Below are 21,850 nucleotides of genomic sequence, written 5' to 3'. Positions count from 1 at the left end.
TGTTGAGACTCTGTCTTTTACCTTTCGGTTGGCAATTCATTTTTTATTCATGCAGATCAACGCATTTCTCCTTGCAAAGCGGCTTATGAGTATGTTCATGCTTTTGGGCCTCACCTATGTATATGTGTCTCCTTCTACTAGCTATGCACAGAGTCTGGGAGATTATCTGGGAGATGAATCCGTACTCTATGCGGAAACCAAACAGGTCAATCAATTCTTTCGGAGATTCAATTGCGAGGAAAGTAGTAAAGGTAAACGCTTTTATCCCGGAGATGATCTCTATCGAAATCCCCAAATGCGGGAGAAGTACCTGAATGCCATTTTCGACAATGAAAATAGCAAATTGGATCCTGGACTAAAGTCAAAGTTTATTCAATCTGTAAATGGCAGCAATGGCCAGTTTTTGGATTTTCATGGAGGGGAATGGTTTGCCGAAGTACAAACAACTTTTAATTATAAAGGTCGGAAGGAACCCATCACCTTATTTCTCAAACTGGAAGAAGCCAAAGTGGGTTCTAAATGGGTATTTACCCATGCCTTATTCAAACCCTTTCAGGAAGTTTTTGCTGATGGGGGACCAGATACGGGCAAAAATATGCCTGCTTTCATACACCCACTTAGCCATGAACTCGATTTCATTGAACTTATCAAAGTCTTCAAAAATACTGGAAATCTGGAGCAATATGCCAAGGCTGGATATAGTCCTGACTATTTGACTTTGCTCTATTATGAGATAAAAAGAGGTAATTTGTCGTTTAATACTGTAAATTCGGTTAAGTTCCACTTCTTTCAGGTGGAAGGCTGGTATTTTGAGCTTAAGGAATTTCAGCGGAAAAGCCCCAATCGAGGCTGGCTGATCTCCCAATTGGTCGAGATACCCAAAGGGCAGAAAGAGCTCTTGCTTCAATACATCTATCAAAAATGACCCGCAATACCTTATACAAAGTATTTCTTCTTCCCTTATTTCTGTTTTCAGTTCTCTTTGCCCAACAACCTGTAGTCAATGATCCGGAAGTTGCTGCCTATAAATCTGAGGCAGAACAATTGGTGTCTTTCCTCCAATTCCTCATGAATACTGTGGGAAGTGCGGAAAGTTCGGCTCGCGATAAGGAGATCATTATAAATAGCAGCTACGCAAAGGTATTTAAGGATGCCCAGGTTCAAATAGAAGATGACCTCATCGAGGGCCGATCCGTGATTACCCAAAAAGATGTACAGGCTTATTTAAAGGACATCGACTTCTTTTTCCAGGAAGTCGAGTTCGAATTGAATATAGATGAGATTTCCGATGAGATCAATGAGTTTGGAGAAATGTACCTCCTGGTTTCTATGACTCGACATATGCGAGGAACCACCCAGGATGGGGAGCCAGTAAATCTGGTGAAACCTCGTTTCCTCGAAATCAATATTGATGAAAGCATGCGGGACATGAAAATCGCCAGCATGTATACCACCAAATTGAGCCGGGATGAAGAATTGAGCGAATGGTGGATGGGCCTTCCTTTTGATTGGAAAAATCTCTTTTCCGGCCAATTAGGCTTTGGACCAGATATGGGAATGGCGGATCTCAGGCAAAGAACGGATACCGTTTATTTAGAGGATAGTGTCTTTGCAGATATACGCCTGATATCTTTACTGAGTAAAAGCACCATCGGTGAATTGGAAAAACTTTTGCTTATAGAAGAACTGGATTTGTCAGACAATCCTTCTATTACCGACTTGAATGCCCTGGCAAAATTGAGTCGACTCAAATCGTTAAATATATCCGGAACCCAGGTCTATGACTTAAATGCCTTACGGAATTTGACCCGACTGGAAATATTGGACTGTTCTAATTCTACCGTAAGAGATATTTCAGCTTTACAATACGCCATCAATTTACGAGAGCTCAATGCAAGCCAAACGCGTATTAGTAATTTGGAGGTGCTCAGGAAATTGCCGGAATTGAGGAGTTTGAATCTTTCTCGTACTCCTTTAGAAGATATATATGCCCTGGGAGAATTAGTTGGATTAAAGGAGCTTGACCTTTCTCAAACACCTATCAACAATATTTCTCCTCTCACTAATCTGAGAAATCTGGAGAAACTGGACCTCAAGGCTACGGCTGTAAATGATCTCTTCACCGTTCAGGACCTTTCCAGTCTGAAAAATCTGGATATATCTGAAACCCCGGTCGTAGATATCAGGCCTTTGAGCAAACTAAATAGCCTGGAAATCCTTCAGGCAGATCAAAGCAAGCTCAATTCGATTATGCCCTTGAAGGATCTGCGTAATCTGAGGAAAGTATATTGCGACAATACAGATGTACCGGAAGACGAAGCCCGCAGCTTCATGAGGATGAAACCGGAAGTTCTGGTAATATTTGGTTCGGCCAGTTTGCAGGATTGGTGGGAAGCAATGAGCCCGGCCTGGAGAGAAGTCATGGGGAAGCTGCTTCCTTTTGAAGGAAAGCCCGGAAGAGATCAATTGCAATTACTAGTAAATGTTGACCGCATAGATGTAAGAGGAAATAGGGCCATCAGAGGATTGGGCCCGCTGCTGGAAATGAAAAACCTGAGAGAAGTTGATATTCGTAATACCAGTGTCCTGGATTTACGTCCTCTTGCAGCAGCTCAGAATCTGGAAAGGCTGTATGCGGATAGTAGTTCTATCTCCGACCTTTTGCCATTGGAAAATCTGGAGAAACTCAAAGAACTGACTTTTTCCTCTACTTCTGTTGCTGATCTGAGCCCTTTAAACAATTTGCAAAATCTGGAGCTTATCAATGCCGACTTTAGCTCAATAAGAAGTATCATTCCCTTAAAAGGACTTCAGGGATTGCGCAATCTCTATTGTGATGGCAATGAGATCCAGGATAAAGAAGCACGGGAATTATTGACCAGGCTTCCTGATTGTCTGATTATCTATAAATCTCAAAAACTCATTGATTGGTGGGAAAAGACACCTGCTGCATGGAGGTCTTTCTTTAGAACCATAGAATACATCGAAGACAAAGCAGATCCTTCTACTTTACATGCCTTGACACAAAAGAGAAGCCTGAATATAGAATCCAATAATGAGATCAGGGACTTTTATCCCCTCAATCAATTTATCGCACTTGAAGAACTTAGTTTCTCCAAAACCCGCATCAGTGATTTGAGGCACCTTAGCTCTTTGACTAGCCTCAAAGTGTTAAGATGTAGCCAAAGCCCGGTAATGGATCTCAGTTCATTGGCTTATCTTCAGGAATTGGAAGAATTATCTATTGATAATACACCCGTTTCAAAACTTGATCCACTGGCTCGCTTGAGTAATTTGCGTAAGCTATCCTGTTCAGGAACTCAAATAAAGGATTTGCAGCCACTTTCAGGTCTTGCTATGTTGGAAGATTTAGATATCTCCAACACTCCGGTACGTAGCCTCAAAGCACTTCAGCTTCTTTTTGACCTGAAAACCCTTACCTGTTTTAATACCAAACTATCAGATGCAAAAGTACAGAGGTTCAAAAGCTCTCATCCCAATACAGAAGTCGTTTACTACTAAATTCCTTTCATTCATACTCTTCGGTCTTTTTCTTCTGCCTCTCAATCCTTTGAGGGCTCAAGTTGATTTGGAGTATTGGAATAACCTGGTGGGATATGATGGTTTTTCTCCCTGGGAAAGATATATGATTATGTCTCCGGGCTTTATGGGGCCAAATGCATTACCGGTTCCTCCTTTTCATAAGGGCCTTATCAAACAGGAATATCAGTGGGAAAGCAGTTTCGATTATTATTTCGCCAAAGGAGACCAAACCTTTGATTACTTCACGCGCTTTTATGTGCCTTTAGGAGATGGTAGGGTAGCAGTGGAAAGTTACTACGTGCCGGCTGAATACTTTATCACGAGTCCTGAAGTGAGAGATATGCGTCGGGCCAGAACTACTTCGGGTAGGGGATGGGCAGCCGGAGATATCTATTTGAGTACCCTTATCCAGATTACCAAAGATCATAGAAAGCTTCCGGATATAGTTTTGAACCTGAGTATGCGTACTGCTTCAGGAGTCAGATTGAAAGATGCACGCTTTACAGATGGGCCGGGATACTATTTTGATGTCTCTGCATCCAAAACCTATAAGCGGGGACTTTGGACCATTCGGCCACATGCCTTGGGAGGTTTTTATGTATGGCAGACCTATGATCCTAAATATCGTCAGAACGATGCGATTCAATTTGGTGGAGGAATTGACCTGATCAGGAAAGGATTTAGTATCAAACAATCGGTCGGAGGGTATTGGGGCTATGTAGGAAATGGTGACTTTCCGATCGTTTATTCTGCCGAATTTGAACAATCGTTTAAAAAAATCAAACTTCTTTTTCGCTACCAGTATGGTATCCGGGATTTCCCTTTTACGGGCTTAAGAATAGGTTGTGTTTTGTACTTTCCTAAAAAAGTGAAAAAAAATATAGACCGATAAGCTTGATAATCAATTGACTCCGGATAATGTGGAAAAACTAATTGTCGGAAGATTTGGAAAAACAAATTACGACCTCTACTTTTGTCATCCCTTCGCGGGGAACGTTGCTTTAACATATTGCTTTGCTCACCATAAATAAAGGTTAGAACTCCTTTATTTTTTTTTCGAAAAGTTTTAGAAAAAATTTGGAAAAGTGAGTTAGAAAGTGCGATATTTGCACACGCTTTCGGAAAAACGATAGAGAGAAGAGGGAAAAAGGCGGAGAGAAAGCGAGCTAAAAAAGACATTATCTAAGGAGAAGCGGGGTCTTGATATTGAGGGAAAAAGATAGATAAGAGTTATTTGACATGATGTAAAATATAGGACCGCATATAAGCAATTAGGCTTATATACGGTTGGTTTCTTGAATCAGAAGATTTAACTATGGAGAGTTTGATCCTGGCTCAGGACGAACGCTAGCGGCAGGCCTAATACATGCAAGTCGAACGGTAAGGTCTCTTCGGAGATACACGAGTGGCGCACGGGTGCGTAACACGTATGCAACCTACCCTTTAGCGGAGGATAGTCATTGGAAACGATGAATAATACTCCATGTTATCATAATACCGCATGGTATAATGATCAAAGCTCCGGCGCTAAAGGATGGGCATGCGCCCCATTAGCTAGTTGGTGAAGTAATGGTTCACCAAGGCAACGATGGGTAGCTGGTCTGAGAGGATGATCAGCCACACGGGCACTGAGACACGGGCCCGACTCCTACGGGAGGCAGCAGTAAGGAATATTGGTCAATGGGGGCAACCCTGAACCAGCCATGCCGCGTGCAGGACGACGGCCCTCTGGGTTGTAAACTGCTTTTATCTGGGAATAATTCGCTCCTATACGGAGTTTTGTAGGTACCAGAAGAATAAGCACCGGCTAACTACGTGCCAGCAGCCGCGGTAATACGTAGGGTGCAAGCGTTGTCCGGATTTATTGGGTTTAAAGGGTGCGCAGGCGGCTTTTTAAGTTAGTGGTGAAAGCGTCCAGCTTAACTGGATACCCGCCATTGATACTGGAAAGCTTGAGTCCGTCTGAGGAGATTAGAATGCGTGGTGTAGCGGTGAAATGCATAGATATCACGCAGAATACCGATTGCGAAGGCAGATCTCTAAGGCGGAACTGACGCTGAGGCACGAAAGCGTGGGTAGCGAACAGGATTAGATACCCTGGTAGTCCACGCTGTAAACGATGATCACTAGATGTTCGGACTTCGGTCTGAGTGTCCAAGCGAAAGCGATAAGTGATCCACCTGGGGAGTACGTTCGCAAGAATGAAACTCAAAGGAATTGACGGGGGCCCGCACAAGCGGTGGAGCATGTGGTTTAATTCGATGATACGCGAGGAACCTTACCTGGGCTACAATGCCTCTGACAGATTGTGAAAGCAGTTTTTCCTTCGGGACAGAGTGCAAGGTGCTGCATGGTTGTCGTCAGCTCGTGCCGTGAGGTGTTGGGTTAAGTCCCGCAACGAGCGCAACCCCTATCGTTAGTTGCCAGCAGGTTAAGCTGGGGACTCTAACGAGACTGCCTCCGCAAGGAGTGAGGAAGGCGGGGATGACGTCAAATCATCATGGCCCTTACGCCCAGGGCGACACACGTGCTACAATGGACGGTACAACGGGTAGCGAACTTGCGAAAGCCAGCCAATCCCAAAAAGCCGTTCTCAGTTCGGATTGGAGTCTGCAACTCGACTCCATGAAGTCGGAATCGCTAGTAATCGCGGATCAGCCATGCCGCGGTGAATACGTTCCCGGGCCTTGTACACACCGCCCGTCAAGCCATGGAAGCCGGGGGTACCTGAAGTCGATGTCAAAACTCGCCTAGGGTAAAACTGGTAACTGGGGCTAAGTCGTAACAAGGTAGCCGTACCGGAAGGTGCGGCTGGATTACCTCCTTTCTAGAGAGTTTGCATCGAGAGATGCAGATCAAACAAAACGTCAGCGTGTGCTGACACATAAAATTACCTGGTTTAGTTTCTAACCGAGGTTCTATATTTTACTTATGTTATTAAGAGTCAAGAAGGACAAGGATAACACGGGCTTGTAGCTCAGGTGGTTAGAGCGCTACACTGATAATGTAGAGGTCCGTGGTTCGAGTCCACGCAGGCCCACGAATCAGCCGCGGGAAAAGAGGGAATACCAAAGAGAAGAGAGAGCGGTAAGTTATTCGAGGGGGATTAGCTCAGTTGGCTAGAGCACCTGCTTTGCAAGCAGGGGGTCGCCGGTTCGAATCCGGCATTCTCCACAAAAAGACTCTTAATAAAAAGTATCAGCCTATAAGCAAGAGACGACCGGATTTTTGTGTCCCGGCCCTTTTGTAGATGATGCTTAAGCTTGTTAGGAGCGCGAAGATATTTGACATGTTGAAAGGAAGACACAGTAGCGAGAAAAGTAAAAGACGGACTTTATACGTGCGTATAAAAGAAGTCAAATAACAATTTTACTTGCAGCAATTCTTAGGAAGAAAAAAAAGAAGGATACACGGGGAATGCCTAGGCATCTAAAGGCGATGAAGGACGTGGCAAGCTGCGATAAGCTCCGGGTAGAGGCAAGCACTCCAAGATCCGGAGATTTCCGAATGGGGCAACCCAATAATCTCGAAAGAGAGGCTAACCCAGGGAACTGAAACATCTAAGTACCTGGAGGAAGAGAAAACAATAGTGATTCCCTAAGTAGTGGCGAGCGAACGGGGAATAGCCCAAACCATGGCTGTTAAGGCAGCTATGGGGTTGTAGGACCACATAATGAGAATCTGATCGAAGTCGAAGACTGTTGGAAAGCAGCACCGTAGCGGGTGATAGTCCCGTAGGCGTAATTGAAGTAGTATCAGGTGGTATCCTGAGTAGGGCGAGGCCGGTGAAACCTTGTCTGAATCTGGCGGCACCATCCGCCAAGGCTAAATACTCTTAGATGACCGATAGTGAACAAGTACCGTGAGGGAAAGGTGAAAAGTACCCTGCATAAGGGAGTGAAAAAGTACCTGAAACCGTGTATCTACAAACGGTCGGAGCCACTTAGTGTGGTAACGGCGTGCCTTTTGCATAATGAGCCTACGAGTTGCTCCTCAGTAGCAAGGTTAAGGTATTCAGTACCGAAGCCGCAGCGAAAGCGAGTGCGAATAGCGCGTATAGTTACTGGGGGCAGACGCGAAACCCGGTGATCTACCCATGGGCAGGATGAAGTCCCTGTAACAGGGGATGGAGGTCCGAACCAGTTGACGTTGAAAAGTCTTTGGATGACCTGTGGGTAGGGGTGAAAGGCCAATCAAACCGGGAGATAGCTCGTACTCCCCGAAATGTTTTTTGGAACAGCGTCGCGGTGAGTCTTATGGAGGTAGAGCTACTGATAGGGCTAGGGGGAGTCACATCCTACCAAACTCTGATAAACTCCGAATGCCATAAGATATACGCGGCAGTGAGGGCTAGGGTGCTAAGGTCCTGGTCCGAAAGGGAAAGAACCCAGACCATCAGCTAAGGTCCCTAAATGTATGTTAAGTTGAACTAACGAGGTTTGAGCGCTAAGACAGCTAGGATGTTGGCTTGGAAGCAGCCATTCATTTAAAGAGTGCGTAACAGCTCACTAGTCGAGCGCTTGAGCGTGGATAATAATCGGGCATCAAACATACTACCGAAGCTATGGATTTGCAGTTTACTGCAAGTGGTAGGGGAGCATTCTATGTGCGCGGAAGTTGGGGCGTGAGCCCTGGTGGAGCGCATAGAAAAGCAAATGTAGGCATAAGTAACGATAAAAGAGGTGAGAAACCTCTTCACCGAAAGACTAAGGTTTCCTATTCAATGCTAATCAGAATAGGGTTAGTCGGGACCTAAGGCGAACCCGAAAGGGGTAGTCGATGGCAAATCGGTTAATATTCCGATACTCATTTACACTGCGATGGGGTGACGCAGGCTTGAAACCACCGCGTGCTGACGGAATAGCACGTTAAAGGGTGTAGATATAGGGACGGTAGGCAAATCCGCCGACCCTGTCGAACCTGACAGTACTACAAGACTACGGTTGCGTAGAAAGTGTGGGTAAAGACTGCCGAGAAAATCCTCTAAGCTTCAGGTGTAAAAGACCCGTACCGTAAACCGACACAGGTAGTCGGGGTGAGAATCCTAAGGTGCTCGAGTGATCCGTGGCTAAGGAACTAGGCAAATTAGTCCTGTAACTTCGGGAGAAGGGACGCCCCTTTCGGGGGGCCGCAGAGAAATGGCCCAGGCGACTGTTTATCAAAAACACAGGGCTTTGCAAAGTCGAAAGACGCAGTATAAGGCCTGACACCTGCCCGGTGCTGGAAGGTTAAAAGGAGGGGTGCAAGCTCTGAATTGAAGCCCCAGTAAACGGCGGCCGTAACTATAACGGTCCTAAGGTAGCGAAATTCCTTGTCGGGTAAGTTCCGACCTGCACGAATGGTGCAACGATCTGGGCACTGTCTCGGCCACGAGCTCGGTGAAATTGTAGTTCCGGTGAAGATGCCGGATACCCGCTACGGGACGAAAAGACCCCGTGAACCTTTACTACAGCTTCACATTGACAATGGTTAAAGGATGTGTAGGATAGGTGGGAGGCTATGAACCGGGCACGCCAGTGTTCGGGGAGCCGTTGTTGAAATACCACCCTTTCTTTAATAGTTGCCTAACTTCTACGGAAGGACATTGTGTGGTGGGTAGTTTGACTGGGGTGGTCGCCTCCAAAAGTGTAACGGAGGCTTCCAAAGGTACACTCAGTATGGTTGGTAATCATACGTAGAGCGCAATAGCAGAAGTGTGCTTGACTGAGAGACAGACAAGTCGACCAGGAACGAAAGTTGGGTATAGTGATCCGGCGGTTCTGTATGGAAGGGCCGTCGCTCAAAGGATAAAAGGTACTCCGGGGATAACAGGCTGATCTCCCCCAAGAGCTCATATCGACGGGGAGGTTTGGCACCTCGATGTCGGCTCGTCACATCCTGGGGCTGGAGAAGGTCCCAAGGGTTGGGCTGTTCGCCCATTAAAGTGGCACGCGAGCTGGGTTCAGAACGTCGTGAGACAGTTCGGTCTCTATCTGTAGCGGGCGTAGGAAAATTGAATGGAGCTGACTCTAGTACGAGAGGACCGAGTTGGACTGACCGCTAGTGTACCTGTTGTGACGCCAGTTGCATTGCAGGGTAGCTATGTCGGGAAGGGATAAGCGCTGAAAGCATCTAAGCGCGAAGCCCACCATGAGATGAATTTTCCCTTGAGGGTCGTAGAAGATGACTACGTTGATAGGCGGTAAGTGTACGCATGGTAACATGTTCAGCTGAGCCGTACTAATTACCCGATAGATTTTCTTCCAGTGTTCCTACTCTTCGGAGTGGAATACTTCTACAAGATTGCTATTGCTACTGTGTTCTTCCTTCGACAAGTCAATAAGAACCAGACTTGTAAGACTGATGACAAAGGTTCGGGACTGCGAAAGCAGAGGGACTTTGATAAAAGAAGATCGAAAGATCAGAAAACAGCTTACAGGTACAAAGAATTGGTGTCCATAGCGCAGGGGTCCACCTCTTCCCATCCCGAACAGAGAAGTTAAGCCCTGCCACGCCGATGGTACTGCGGTAGAACGCGGAAGAGTAGGTAGACGCCTCCCTTTATAAGATACAAGCCCTCAGTGAAAGCTGAGGGCTTTGTCGTTTTAGAACTTTAGGGAAAGGAAAGAGAGAAATAGAAGATCGTAGCAGTAGGGACAGATTATAATCTGTCCCTACTTATACTGGCTAATTAAGTTTCCTGAGGGCTGCTTTGTACCTCAAATACAAAAAATAAGATATGTCATATTATTGCCAACCCAAAAATAGTCCCTAAAATATTGTAACCTCTCGTAACTAAGGACGTAAGTATACTATAGAAGCACTTTCTCGTGCTGAATATTTTTCTTTCTTGTATCTTTATTGTACATTAAGATAAATTATTCCCTTCCTATCCTAGCAAATAGCTTTACCTCATAAGGGCTTTATTTCCCTGTTCCATAGACGTTTACCTGGAATGCTGCAAACCCTTTAATAGGGTTCTTAATCAATACAAGCTTTTTCCTGCGGATCTAATTAGATCCTCCTTGACGCATTTATTCGTTAACTGCTGATTTACCTTGCTCAATGAAACGTCCAAAAATTTTAATTACGACAAACATTCCTTCATATGTTGAGTGGTTAGGACAAATATTTAAAGAAGGCTATGAAATTTTCTGGGAAGTACCTCAGAATCTTCAGCACAGCTTTCTCCGAAATCAGGTGGATATTATCATTTTTATCCCGGGTTCGTCCAACCTCAATATCCTTGAAGATCTCTTTAAGGTGTATGAGGATAAACCCATTTTTCTAATCAAACAAGAAGCTAAGCCTCAGGAAGTTGCCTATGCTTTTCGAAAAGGAGTTGATGATTTTCTGATAAACCCTGACCAGAATCAAATCCTGGAACTGGTAGAAAAACTCATAGAAAGAGGGGTAAAAAAGCCAACTAACAGTATAAAAGCTGTACTGAGCAGCCTGACGAATTTATTTAAACTGTCAAACAGATACGCTCCAGGCCCTTCGATTGCCCTTGCAAATTCTTCTTTGCATTTCAATTCTGTTCCCATCGGTATTTCTCATCAAGCCACAGAAAATTGGCGATATGAGGAAGAGGATTCTACTAGTATTGAAGTGAAACTGATGGGAAAACTTGAAATCTTTATTCAGGGAAAGAAGATGAGCAATCTACCTGGAAAGAAAGGACAGGGCTTATTAAGCTATTTGTTTTATCATCACCCAAGGCCGATAGCCCGCGAAATTCTGATGGAAACCTTTTGGCCCAAAGTGGCTACAGCCAGTTCCCGAAATAGCCTTAATGTAGCCTTGCATGGAATCAGAAAATCTTTTGAGAAGTTTTTACCGGATTCTGATATCCTTATTTATAAAAATGGAGCCTATTCCCTGAATCCTGAATGGGAAATAAAGGTCGATGTCAAGGCTTTTCTGGACCACTGGAAAAAGGGGCAATCCATGGAAAGAAGTACGGGAATAATATCCGCTATTTCCTGTTATGAGAAAGCCGCTTCATTTTATACCAATACGCTTTTAATGGATGATTTGTATTCCGAGTGGATACAACCTGAGCGTGATAATTTGCAGGAAACCTATCTGGCTATCCTCGAAAGGTTGATTGATTATCGCATAGATATGGAGGAATACAAACTGGCCCACCATTATGGAGAGCAGGCCTTAAGGCTCGATACTTGTAGGGAGCATATCCATAGACAAATGATGTTGGCACACTGCAAATCCGGGCGGCGCAATCAGGCGATTAGACAATATCAAAGATGTTGTGAGGTGCTCAAGGAAGAGCTGAATATTTCTCCAGCACCTAAAACGCAGGAAATGTTTGAAAAAATTCGATCTAATCAACTTTGCTAAATGATTAAATAATATGCGATTATAGGTGAATTTGAAGTCTATTTAAGCAATCCTTAAGTAGAATTTAAGTGCTATTTTAGTCTGAGCTTGTATCTTTTAGATTCATAATTGGAATACCAAGCTCTATCCTATGGTTTTACATAGATTATTCCAGAACCTCAAAGCTCAAATAGAAGCAAGTCTCCTGAATCTTGGTAGAATAAATGAAGAGTCTATTGAAGACTCAATTCCTATCTGCCAGTTTAACCTTTCCCCGGAAAAAGGCATTGAAAAATATATATGCCAATCAATTGATTACTTTTCTTTACTCCCTCCAGGTATTCTAGGACCTGAATTTATAAACCACTTTCCTCCGGGAGACTTTTATTTAGACGTATTTTTGGAGAGAAAAGGCAATGCTATTCCATTCGCTGAACTGGAGGTAGCCGATTCCCCTTTCTCCCTGAGTTTTTCCAGCCTTGTAGTTGGTGATAGTCCTATTCCTTCCGGTATGTACAAGATATGTATGCTTCTCACTTTTTTGCCTTATTCCGAGCCGGATGATGAAGTTTTTTGTCTTTTTCAGGAAATGGCTAAACTGATGATATACGGCAGTTCAACGGTAAGAAACTGATAAACGGATATATTCGTACCTATTCCTCGCCCCCTTTTCCTGGCTATCCAAAGAATCCTGTTAGTTCATAAGTAAAGCTGCTTAAAAAACACTTATTCTCCGCTTTTAGGAGTGCTTAATGATTGAATCCTCCTTTACTGTTCTTATGACTAATATAATTTCTTTAAGCAATTGTTTTGTGTTTAACTTATTGATATTGAGCAAGTTATAAGGATTAATTGAAATTAAATCGAATTTTAATCTGCTTTAAGTCTCATATAAGCATCTCTTAAGTAGGCCTTCCTAAGTTGTCTTTCGATTCGCACGCTCTTTAATCAAATTATCAATCCGATCGCGTCTGTTTTAAATTAAACATTGTGTGAATCCAAAACAGATACTATCAACAAACTTCATAGTTATGCCTTCACTCACATTTGAAAATGCTTTTACAGGTTCCTTTCTTATTACTAACGGTACTTTCAGCCTAGCTGAAGGAGCAGAAGATAGCACTGGTTTTCCTGGTGTTCCTGCTGTAGCTGAAGTAATTCAGACAGACCAATCCGCAACAGTTAATATCAACTGGGATGTAGGTGGTACCCTTGCTACTTTCTTGTCTGGTACCTGGAAAGGTGAAGTTTTCCTTGAAAAAATGGGCGGTGGTGAATTTGCTGGTGCAACTCCTTCAACCGTAATTTTTTACGAGCCATCGGCGACTACTTACAACTTGAATGTTGTCATTCCTGCAAACACTGTAGATGAAGGCATTTATAGAGTAGTTGTATGCTTGAGCCTGGAAGGAACTACCGGTACTCCTGGTCCTGTTGCAGCATTTGGAGATTTGGGATTAATCAAGTTCTACGAAGGATAAAATAGCCTTAGAGCATGAATACAATCCTGATTGGACAAAGATCTGATACTTTCGAATGATTGGATCTTGCAAACATTCATAAACCCGGCTCAATCTAATGATCCGGGTTTTTATTTAACCTTACTTACTATTAACAAAATTCATAGATATGGCCCATCAAAAATCAATAAATCGAATGACGAAGGCGGAATTGCTTGAGGAAGTCAGGAGATTAAAGGGAGAAATGAAGGATTTGATGGACTCTACCCAAAATCTGGTGGATCCGTCTCAACTGATTGATAATGAAGAAGTTTTGAAGCTTGAGGCAGAACGAGATGAATGGATGGAAAAGTCCATGATGCTGGAAGAAAGGAGTGAAAAGAGTGAAGCCGAATTGGCAAAACAGGAAGCTTTTCGAATGGAATTTGAGGAGAAATATAAAAACGAAAAGAAATCCTGGAATAAGCAGGAGAAAAGTCTAACTGCCCAATTGGATGAATTGAAAACCCAGCAGGAAAAACAGAAAACGGATACGGAAATGCCCATTAATTCTATGCATAAAGCAAGTTTTCGTCTGGATTTTTATAAACAAGATGAAGGAGAAGAGTTGAAAGGGAAGATAGAGCATTTAACAAGTCGACAGCGAAAAAACTTCTCAGGAATAGACGAGAATCTTATACAGGAATTTCTTTATAACCAGCTTGCCCATTTACTTCCGGAACCAATTGTTCGCGAGTCTGCTAAGGCAAAGTCTCAACAATCAAAGCCAGAACAAAAGAAGGCCGAGAAAAAGAGGAAAAAGACTCCCATTGTACAAGGAAAGTTAGAATTTCAGGTCGAGGCGGGTAAGAAAAGAAAAGTATCAAACCTATTGAATCGGAGAAAAACAACGATCCTTAGCATTCCCCTGAATTCTGATACGATAGATATTGGATCAGAAGAATATCAATGGAAGGCAAGATTATTTTCAACTTCCATGAGAGCTCGAGACCAAATAGTCATGCTGGGAAAATATGAGGGAAAAATCCTCGAAGATAGTCATATCGAAATCTTGATCCCTGGCTTACATATGCCTAAAGGACCCAATAGGGTTAATGCCAGTATCAATCTCTACAAGAGAGAAAATAATGACTTAATTCAGCAAGCCTCCTACGATCTGAGTGGACTTGCTTATGTAGAATAATAAATGCGTACCCTTTTTACCGCTAGTTCGGCGTGCTTAAGCTGGGACTTACGCCTACAGGCAAATGGGTACCCATGTGTTTGATGCTCATATCATCATCACCGATAACGACCATTTTCCTTGTCTTCCAATTGAATTTCCGAATATATCTCGGACACTTGGGACAAGTGAAAATGATCCAGTCGCCTTCACGACGGGAATTGCAAGTATGATGAGTCTCGGGGGAAATGGGGGGGAAGTTTAGCTCTTGACCTTTGTTCATAAGCATTTTTGTGTCAATAATTCTAACAGTATTGACTTCCCGGAATTATAAGTACAAGGCTAAAGTACTAATTTTCTGTTAATTAGCCTTCTGCTGTGGAAAAGTATTTTTTTTATCTGAAATGATTTGATGGATAAACTAAAGAAAGAGAATCAAGAGAGATTCTCTTTCTTGCAAAAAAAGGGCTATCTGTAAAAAATTATTTTTTTTGCTTCCAATGGCTATATTCTATTCCCAGGCTAATTCCTAAGGTGTTTCCCAATGAAGGAGTGTCATAATTGTGATCTATAGCACTAAGGCTTCTGTCTGCCCGAATTCCTGCTACCAGAGAGATATTATTTGAAACCTTAAAGTAGTTGGCCCATTCCAACATAAAGGCAGCGCTCAGGCCTTTGTAATCATAGAGCCCATAATTTGGTGGGGTCAATAGAAACTGTATCTGGGGCCCGAATCCCAGTCGGCCCATATAGTTATCCTTTCGGATTACTTTCCATCCAAGACTAACAGGTATTTTTATAAGATTGATATTGTGCCTGGGAAGGGGACAGCTAGGACCTACGCGATCTACAATAGGATCGAAAACAGCGCGATTTCCGGCCACAAATTCGGCACTGGGGCTACATTCAACCAGGCTGAAATTTCCTGCCTGATTAGAATAAAAATAACCAACACTGAGTTCCAGCTTTTTATTGATACTTTTGCTGGCTTCTATACCAAATGCCAGGCTGGGAATAACTCGCTCGGAGCTTGAGATAAAGCCTGCATCATAAGGATTCAGGGCAGAAACTTGTGGTTGAATACTCAGTCTTAGTGAAAATGCAGGAGCATCCTGAGCGCTCATAGCTGCTGGAAATAAGAGGAGTGCAGAGAAAATGTATAGTAGGAATTTATTCATCTTGGTTTAGGTTTAAAGATTGTAGTTGAGTCCCAGATGTAAACCTACGGCGCTATAACGATTGCTCAGGGAATTTTCATCAACATTTGTTATGGACTGGTCATATCTAAGGCTTCCCACAAAATCGAGGTGCTTACCCAGAACAAAATAGTGAGACCATTCGCCTACTATCCCCAGGCTTATCGGTTTGTAATCCGGTCTTCCTCTGCGAGACTCTGTAAAATTGATTTGGATTTGAGGGCCCAGATTGAATTTTGTCTGATAATTTTTTGCTTCGTGGATCTTGATCCCAGCCGTAAAGGGGATCTTCATGATATTGATCTTGGCTCTTCTTTGTGGGCAGGGATTGGGACCTATACGCAGGCAAAAGAAATCATCTGTATTACCTACCTGCTGAGAAAAATAATAGCCCAAACTCAATTGTACATTTGGACTGACCCATTTGGATCCTTCTACTCCAAAGCTGAAGCCTTGGTATCGAGCATTTCCTTCGGTAAAGTTATCCTCATACGGACTAAAAAAGGAAGCCTGAGGAGCTATGGTAGCCCTGATCGCGTGTTTAAAGCCTTCTTCTTCCTGCGCAAAAGCAACAGTTTGTAGTAAGAAAGTTAGAATGATGAAATAGCGGATGTAATATTTTTCCATGGGGAGCAGTGATACTTTCCTTCAAAACGGGAAGAAAAGTAATACTGCTGCATGCAGGAATCAAGGAATGTTAAAATTGGAGTTCGAAAAGCTCTGCCATCACTCCGGATGGGTCCTGGTGGAGATGGCCATCTCCATCCTGTTTTTCAGAAGAACCCAGGAGAAATTCATAGTAGTTGGCAGGCTCGATAATGATATATGCGTAATGCCCCAATTCATGTTTGCAGTCTGGTAGACTCGCATCAGTAGCCAGGGTAATCTTTACAGCATTAGGTTGAGGGGGAAGGAGGAGCAAACCTCTCTCAGCTTCCAATTGTACAGCAAGCATAGCATCTCCCTTGTGATCTACATAGCGAATATGGGTGTCCCCCAGGCTTTCGTAAGAGGAGAATCGTACCTTTGAACCGATATAAGCATAAACTTTCCCCTCAGAGACTTCCTGCATTTCATTTAGCCAACTGAGAAGATCCTGACTATGCTGCTTGATCATTTCTATTTTCTTTTCCGTCTCTACCGCTAGATACTTGTATTTACGATAGAGATGCTTTGCAGCCTGGTATTTCTTTTTTACTTCTTTATATTTCTCCGGCTTCTCCTCTCTCAATTCATCCAGCGCATGTTTATATACCTGCATATACGCTTTTGAATTGTCTCTCCGCATAGCATCCGCATTCACCAAATAGCTATCATCTACATAAGCTTCAACAGAGGCAGGTTTTACCTGAGGCATTCCCAGAGAAATAGATAGAGCCAGGAAGGTTAACATTAAGGTTATAATTACCCGCATATTGTAAAATTAAGATAATCTTTTGTTAACATAAAATTAATATACGAAAATTTTTGCCAGATGTTCATGGCCGAAAAGAGGATTTCATCTCGGGATTTTCCTGTAGCTTTTTTCAGAAACTGGTGAGGATTAGAAAATAAATTCCTGTAATTTTGTTTGGTGGGGTGATCATCCCTCTGACCTGAAGGATTAATAGCTATATGCCAGAATCAAGCAAGAAGCGTAAAATTTACGTACTAGATACCTCCGTCATTCTCCATGATAATAATGCGATCAACAATTTTGAAGAGAATGATATCGCCATTCCCATTACCGTATTAGAAGAACTCGACAATTTTAAACAGGGCAATTCTTCCAAAAACTTTGAGGCTCGGGCATTTATCAGATTTATCGATAGATTTTCCGGAAAATTCACCTTGCAGGACTGGGTTCCTATAGAAGGAGAATATAAAGGCCGCTTTCGCGTCATAATGCCAAAAGCAGAAAGACAGGTAGATGCGGAGGTTATTTTTGATGAAAAGAAGCCAGATCACAAAATCCTCAATTCGGCACTTTCTCTCAAAGAAGAAGAACCGGATTGTAAAGTAATTCTGGTCACCAAAGACATAAATCTGAGGCTAAAAGCCAAGGCGCTCAATTTGCCTGCTGAAGATTATGAAACGGGTAAGATAAAAGATGTAAAGAACCTGTATACAGGCAATGCCCTTCAGGAACATGTTTCTGCAGATACCATCAATAAGATTTTTGAGAAAGGAAGCATAGATGTGGACAAGGTATTGGATGAGAAACCTTTCGATAACCATTACTTTATCCTGAAAAATGGAACTCAGTCTACCCTGACTGTTTACAATCCCGAGAATAAAAGCCTGGATCGGGTAGAAAAGCAAACTGCTTTTGGGATCAAACCCAAAAATGCTGAGCAAACCTTTGCTTTGCATGCAATCCTCAACCCGGAGATAAAACTTGTCACGTTGCAAGGAGTTGCCGGAACAGGGAAAACCCTCTTGGCCTTGGCGGGAGCCCTGGAGCAAAAGCAGAATTTTCGACAAATCCTGATTGCCAGGCCGGTTGTTCCTCTGAGTAATAAAGACATTGGCTACTTGCCGGGAGATATTACCTCCAAACTCAATCCTTATATGGAACCCCTTTGGGACAACCTGAAGTTTATCAAGAATCAATTTTCTCCTTCTGAAAAACGCTATAAGCAGATCGAAGGGATGGTCGAAAATGAGAAGATTGTAATCACCCCGCTCACCTACATTCGGGGTAGGAGTCTGTCAAAAGTATTCTTCATCATTGATGAAGCCCAAAACCTCACACCTCACGAAATTAAGACGATCATCACCCGGGCTGGAGAAAATACCAAATTGATTTTTGCTGGAGATATCAAGCAAATAGACACTCCTTATCTGGATGCTCAAAGTAATGGGCTCTCTTATGTGATTGATAAGCTAAAGGGGCAAAGATTATTTGCCCATATGACGCTTGAGAAAGGAGAAAGATCGGAATTGGCCAATCTGGCTACAGAACTGCTATAAGTTATAATGTATAGCCTGCTTTGCTCTTTCCGCTGAACTACATCCGGAAGGCTTTTGGGCTATATTGTGGATAAGTGTGTGGATAACCTCTGGATAAGTCCTATTTGTCCACAGCTGTACTCCGGAAATTCAACATAAAATGAAGGACATAAGCCATAAAGTTGAGCGACTACTGGAGGAAACGCATGACAATTTCCTGAAAGTAGGAGCCCATTTTGCAGGCAAAGGAGATCTGCTAATGGTAGAAGAAATCCTCAGGCAAAGACCTCATTGGCTCAAATTTCGAGGCTCGCATGGGAGGAGTATGCTTTGGGAAGCTGTGAATCATGGCAAAATCGGAAGTGTACAGTATTTGTTGGATCGCGGAGCTGAAATCGAAGCGCCTGGGTGTCATTTTAGTGAGCAATTGGTTGAAATCAGCCCTTTATGTTTGGCTAAGTCTAAAGGAAATCGGGCTATGGAAGAAATTCTGCTAAAATATGGTGCGAGCTACGACATTTACAGTGCGGCTTTTTTGGGGGATGAAAAAGCTTTTCTGAAAAAACTGAATAACAATCCGGAAGTTTTGGATCGTATTCATCCACTTGCCTGGACAGAGGAAAAAACAGCCCTGATTTTTTATGTGGTGGCTGGAGAAAATCAAAACATACTGCATGAGATGGGAGAAAGAGGGGTGCTAATCGCTCCCTTTAGTCATTGGTTGTTGAAATTTGCCTATTGGAAGGAGAATTGGGATTTGATAGAAATGCTGGTAAAATATGGAGCTGATCCCAAAGAACTGATTATCTCGGATCCCTTGAAAAAGGAGGAGTATGAACGTTTGAAGGCTTTGGGATTTGAAATAGATATCAATCGCCCAAATAAAATGGGTTGGCCTCCGATCGTTTATACGAGTAGGGGAGACAATGGCGAACATCCGGAAGAAATCCAGGAGCTCATAGATGCGGGTGCTGATATAGAGGCCGTAAATTCAAAAGGAAAAACAGCCTTACATACTGCTGCTAAGGCAGGCTTTGCCAAGGTCATCGAAGTATTGCTGAATAATGGAGCAAATATCGAAAGCAGAGACTTTCAGGAAGAGACGCCTCTTTTTAGCGCTTTTCGATCTTCCATCAGGAAAAAGGACAAGCTTGTCGAAAGCATCAACTTCCTCCTTGATAATGGAGCCGATCTCGAGGCTAAGAACAGGAAAGGGAAAAGCGCAAAAGATATCTTGCTTGCGCGAAAAGATGCTGCCGAACTTCGGGAAAAACTGAAAAGGGATATCTAGCGGGTTTTTGTCTTCCTCATGCGTTTTACTTCAAATTTGGGAAGGGCATATAGAAAGCCGAAAGCCTCACTTCCTTTTCTCGTTAAGGTCTTGTGATGGATTTTGTGCGCTCTGATCAGGCGATTGATGTAGGAGTTTTTGAAATTGTATTTCACCTTTATTCTCCTGTGTATGATCACATCGTGAAAGATGAAATAGAACACTCCATAAAAAGTAATCCCGACTCCAACAGGCAACATCCAGTTTTGATTCTGGATACCTAAGATGATTAAGACAGCTGCTGCGACTCCATAGAATAGAGATACCAAATCATTCCACTCAAACCATCCGGGGTTTACACTATGATGAGATTTATGCAGAAACCATAAGGGGCCATGCAAAATGTATTTATGCATGATCCAGGCCCAGCCTTCCATGGCAATACAGGTACCAACAAAAATGGATATTTGGAGAAAAAGAGTCATAATCAGTCAATTCCCTATTAAAACCAGCTTTCCCTAAGAATGGTTTTAAGATAAGCAGAATTCTATATGATAGAATAGCTTTATTCTCCGAAAAGAACCGCGTGCAGGCGTTCTACGGCCTTTGAGGCATGTATCTGCCCTACCACAAAGCCCAAATTGATATCAGAGGCTCCCTGAGAGATCATTTCGATGGGAATATTTTCTTTTGCCATCACATCAAAGACTTTACCAGCGACTCCTACGCCTTTTCTCATACCTTCTCCCACCAGACAAATGATAGAAAGATCTTTATCCACCCGAACCTGAGCAAATTCAGATAATTCATCAACAACTGCCTGGATATTTTGACCTGCATCCACAGTAACTGTCACAGATACTTCTGAAGTAGAAACCATATCTACAACGACCTGATTTCTGGAGAAGATATCAAAGATCTTTGCCAGGAAACCAAAAGCATCCAGCATGCGAAGGCTATAAATATTGATCAGGGAAACGTTCTTTTTGACAGAAATAGCTTTAACCGTAGTCGTACTGGTAGGAGAATCCGAGAGGATACGTGTTCCCGCATGTTGGGGATTCGCCGTATTTTTAACAACTACCGCTATGTCTCTATCCATTGCAGGGCGAATGGTTTTTGGGTGCAGGACTTTGGCTCCGAAATAGGCAAGTTCTGCAGCCTCTTTAAAAGAAACAACGGGTAGATTATGTGCAGATTGTACAATGCGAGGATCTGTGCTTAAAATCCCATTTACATCTGTCCAAATCTGAATTTCCTCTGCACCTACAGCCGCACCAATAATGGCAGCTGTATAATCACTCCCTCCTCTTCCAAGTGTAGTAATTTCAGCTTTATCATTATGGCCAATAAATCCGGTTACGATGGGGAGGTGATCAAGGGCATGAATATTTTTCCCAAGCGCTTCGAAGGCCCTCGGTAAAGGAAGTGCATTCTGGAAATTATTATCGGTATACATTCCCAGATCATATGCAAAGTGATGCTTTGCCTTTACTCCCTTATTTCTGAAATGCGCGGCAACCAATTGGCAGGAAACCCTTTCTCCAAAGGATACCAGGTAATCCGAGGTTCTGGGGCTGATCTCTCTGATCATCATGATCCCCATAAGCAGAGATTCCAGTTCCCGATGCATATCATCGATGATATGTTCATCCAGTCCAAGACCCGCAATTACGGTCTCATGCTTGGCTTTTATCTTGCTGATGTCCAGAGAACCTGCCAGGGCATTCTGACCAGCTTCTATCAAGAGGTCAGTGACCCCTCCAACAGCTGATACCACTACGATTGGCTTCTTTTCCAGCAAAGGACTAACAATTTGATAGACTTGCTCAATTCTTTCAGGAGACCCGACTGAGGTTCCTCCAAATTTCATGACAATCATGGCCTTTGTTTGCTTTGTAATTCAGGCAGCGAATCTACGCAGGAGACCGCTATTTTCACAATTTCGGAGAATATTGAAGAGAATATT

The 21,850-nt window shown here is 43.1% G+C and carries 15 protein-coding genes, 2 tRNA genes and 3 rRNA genes; 14 read left to right on the top strand and 6 right to left on the bottom strand.

All coding sequences use genetic code 11. The features are described from left to right. Positions 1–49 precede the first annotated feature (49 nt). The 12 genes from R8P61_15050 (at position 50) to R8P61_14995 (ending at position 14,505) form a co-directional block, all read left to right on the top strand. Positions 50–925 (top strand): hypothetical protein, encoded by an 876-nt coding sequence (locus tag R8P61_15050; protein ID MDW3648381.1) that lies wholly within the window; start codon positions 50–52, stop codon positions 923–925. Next, positions 922–3,522, top strand: a complete 2,601-nt coding sequence (locus R8P61_15045) for a leucine-rich repeat domain-containing protein (protein MDW3648380.1) — start codon at positions 922–924, stop codon at positions 3,520–3,522. Before R8P61_15050 ends, R8P61_15045 begins: the two co-directional genes overlap by 4 nt. Positions 3,523–3,571: 49 nt before the next feature. After that, a complete protein-coding gene (locus R8P61_15040) occupies positions 3,572–4,435 on the top strand; it encodes a hypothetical protein (GenBank protein ID MDW3648379.1) in 864 nt (287 codons plus the stop codon). A 420-nt stretch (positions 4,436–4,855) separates the two neighbouring features. Then, a 16S ribosomal RNA gene (locus R8P61_15035) occupies positions 4,856–6,370 on the top strand. A gap of 139 nt (positions 6,371–6,509) precedes the next feature. Next, positions 6,510–6,583, top strand: a tRNA-Ile gene (locus tag R8P61_15030). A gap of 60 nt (positions 6,584–6,643) precedes the next feature. After that, a tRNA-Ala gene (locus R8P61_15025) sits at positions 6,644–6,717 on the top strand. A gap of 216 nt (positions 6,718–6,933) precedes the next feature. Next, positions 6,934–9,787 (top strand): 23S ribosomal RNA (locus R8P61_15020). A gap of 183 nt (positions 9,788–9,970) precedes the next feature. Next, positions 9,971–10,082 (top strand): 5S ribosomal RNA (gene rrf, locus R8P61_15015). Together the 16S, 23S and 5S rRNA genes with 2 tRNA genes alongside form the textbook arrangement of a ribosomal RNA operon. Before the next feature lie 505 nt (positions 10,083–10,587). Next, positions 10,588–11,883 (top strand): BTAD domain-containing putative transcriptional regulator, encoded by a 1,296-nt coding sequence (locus R8P61_15010; GenBank protein ID MDW3648378.1) that lies wholly within the window; start codon positions 10,588–10,590, stop codon positions 11,881–11,883. Positions 11,884–12,013: 130 nt separating this feature from the next. Continuing rightward, the gene (locus R8P61_15005) at positions 12,014–12,496 is read left to right on the top strand and encodes a hypothetical protein (protein MDW3648377.1); all 483 of its coding nucleotides are present in this window, start codon (positions 12,014–12,016) and stop codon (positions 12,494–12,496) included. A 397-nt stretch (positions 12,497–12,893) separates the two neighbouring features. After that, on the top strand, positions 12,894–13,343 hold the full coding sequence (locus tag R8P61_15000) for a hypothetical protein (protein MDW3648376.1): 450 nt from the start codon (positions 12,894–12,896) through the stop codon (positions 13,341–13,343). Positions 13,344–13,491: 148 nt separating this feature from the next. Further along, complete coding sequence (locus R8P61_14995; protein ID MDW3648375.1) at positions 13,492–14,505, top strand: hypothetical protein; 1,014 nt, start codon at positions 13,492–13,494, stop codon at positions 14,503–14,505. A gap of 22 nt (positions 14,506–14,527) precedes the next feature. Here R8P61_14995 and R8P61_14990 read toward each other — a convergent pair whose 3' ends face one another. From R8P61_14990 to R8P61_14975, 4 genes are all read right to left on the bottom strand, one after another. After that, positions 14,528–14,767, bottom strand: a complete 240-nt coding sequence (locus R8P61_14990; GenBank protein MDW3648374.1) for a hypothetical protein — start codon at positions 14,765–14,767, stop codon at positions 14,528–14,530. Positions 14,768–14,966: 199 nt separating this feature from the next. Continuing rightward, positions 14,967–15,662, bottom strand: coding sequence for a hypothetical protein (locus R8P61_14985; protein ID MDW3648373.1), 696 nt, complete (start codon positions 15,660–15,662; stop codon positions 14,967–14,969). A 12-nt stretch (positions 15,663–15,674) separates the two neighbouring features. Beyond that, entirely contained in the window at positions 15,675–16,307 is a 633-nt protein-coding gene (locus tag R8P61_14980; protein ID MDW3648372.1) for an outer membrane beta-barrel protein, read from the bottom strand. A 70-nt stretch (positions 16,308–16,377) separates the two neighbouring features. Continuing rightward, on the bottom strand, positions 16,378–17,073 hold the full coding sequence (locus R8P61_14975) for a hypothetical protein (GenBank protein MDW3648371.1): 696 nt from the start codon (positions 17,071–17,073) through the stop codon (positions 16,378–16,380). Positions 17,074–17,294: 221 nt separating this feature from the next. Between R8P61_14975 and R8P61_14970 the strand changes: the two genes are divergently transcribed. Next, positions 17,295–18,632 (top strand): PhoH family protein, encoded by a 1,338-nt coding sequence (locus tag R8P61_14970; GenBank protein ID MDW3648370.1) that lies wholly within the window; start codon positions 17,295–17,297, stop codon positions 18,630–18,632. Positions 18,633–18,771: 139 nt separating this feature from the next. After that, positions 18,772–19,902 (top strand): ankyrin repeat domain-containing protein, encoded by a 1,131-nt coding sequence (locus R8P61_14965; protein MDW3648369.1) that lies wholly within the window; start codon positions 18,772–18,774, stop codon positions 19,900–19,902. Here R8P61_14965 and R8P61_14960 read toward each other — a convergent pair. Then, positions 19,899–20,366, bottom strand: coding sequence for a sterol desaturase family protein (locus R8P61_14960; GenBank protein MDW3648368.1), 468 nt, complete (start codon positions 20,364–20,366; stop codon positions 19,899–19,901). The two genes, R8P61_14965 and R8P61_14960, sit on opposite strands and share 4 nt — an antisense overlap. A gap of 80 nt (positions 20,367–20,446) precedes the next feature. After that, positions 20,447–21,763, bottom strand: a complete 1,317-nt coding sequence (locus R8P61_14955; GenBank protein ID MDW3648367.1) for an aspartate kinase — start codon at positions 21,761–21,763, stop codon at positions 20,447–20,449. Between the last annotated feature and the right edge of the window lie 87 nt (positions 21,764–21,850).

The organism is Bacteroidia bacterium (genome assembly GCA_033391075.1).
In the GTDB taxonomy this organism is placed as follows: domain Bacteria; phylum Bacteroidota; class Bacteroidia; order J057; family J057; genus JAWPMV01.
Note: the sequence above shows the minus strand (reverse complement) of the source record. Positions and strands in the feature narration are given on the sequence as shown.

Coding starts and splice junctions, on each gene's coding strand:
- R8P61_15000 (MDW3648376.1), top strand. CDS start 12,894: ATGCCTTCACTCACATTTGAAAATGCTTTTACAGGTTCCTTTCTTATT.
- R8P61_15005 (MDW3648377.1), top strand. CDS start 12,014: ATGGTTTTACATAGATTATTCCAGAACCTCAAAGCTCAAATAGAAGCA.
- R8P61_14980 (MDW3648372.1), bottom strand. CDS start 16,307: ATGGAAAAATATTACATCCGCTATTTCATCATTCTAACTTTCTTACTA.
- R8P61_14990 (MDW3648374.1), bottom strand. CDS start 14,767: ATGAACAAAGGTCAAGAGCTAAACTTCCCCCCCATTTCCCCCGAGACT.
- R8P61_14965 (MDW3648369.1), top strand. CDS start 18,772: ATGAAGGACATAAGCCATAAAGTTGAGCGACTACTGGAGGAAACGCAT.
- R8P61_15045 (MDW3648380.1), top strand. CDS start 922: ATGACCCGCAATACCTTATACAAAGTATTTCTTCTTCCCTTATTTCTG.
- R8P61_14970 (MDW3648370.1), top strand. CDS start 17,295: ATGCCAGAATCAAGCAAGAAGCGTAAAATTTACGTACTAGATACCTCC.
- R8P61_14985 (MDW3648373.1), bottom strand. CDS start 15,662: ATGAATAAATTCCTACTATACATTTTCTCTGCACTCCTCTTATTTCCA.
- R8P61_14975 (MDW3648371.1), bottom strand. CDS start 17,073: ATGTTAACCTTCCTGGCTCTATCTATTTCTCTGGGAATGCCTCAGGTA.
- R8P61_15010 (MDW3648378.1), top strand. CDS start 10,588: ATGAAACGTCCAAAAATTTTAATTACGACAAACATTCCTTCATATGTT.
- R8P61_14960 (MDW3648368.1), bottom strand. CDS start 20,366: ATGACTCTTTTTCTCCAAATATCCATTTTTGTTGGTACCTGTATTGCC.
- R8P61_14955 (MDW3648367.1), bottom strand. CDS start 21,763: ATGATTGTCATGAAATTTGGAGGAACCTCAGTCGGGTCTCCTGAAAGA.
- R8P61_15050 (MDW3648381.1), top strand. CDS start 50: ATGCAGATCAACGCATTTCTCCTTGCAAAGCGGCTTATGAGTATGTTC.
- R8P61_14995 (MDW3648375.1), top strand. CDS start 13,492: ATGGCCCATCAAAAATCAATAAATCGAATGACGAAGGCGGAATTGCTT.